The organism is Mesorhizobium sp. CU3, from assembly GCF_006442965.1.
In the GTDB taxonomy this organism is placed as follows: Bacteria; Pseudomonadota; Alphaproteobacteria; order Rhizobiales; family Rhizobiaceae; genus Mesorhizobium.
On sequence record NZ_VFWX01000051.1, the window covers coordinates 1 to 267 of the forward strand.

The following is a 267-nucleotide window of genomic DNA, read 5'->3' on the forward strand; positions in this document are numbered from 1 at the left end:
GCCCAGCGGTGCGTCCAGCCCCAGGCGGTTGCGGCAGTAATCCTCGCTCTCCCACGCACGCAGGGTGCACAGCACCTGCGCGGCGAAGGCTTCGTGGATCTCGTAGATGTCGAAGTCCTGCAGGGTCAGGCCATTACGCTGGAGCATCTCCGGCACCGCGATGGGCGGCGCCATCAGCAGGCCTTCGCCATGCACGAAGTCCACCGCAGAGACATGCGCGTCGCGAAGGTAGGCCTGCGGCTCATGGCCGTGCGCGCGCGCCCACTC

General features: G+C 68.2%; 1 pseudogene. It reads right to left on the reverse strand.

Annotated features, from left to right (window positions below):
- Window positions 1–267: pseudogene (locus FJ988_RS30565) on the reverse strand (acetyl-CoA C-acyltransferase); the annotation flags it as partial.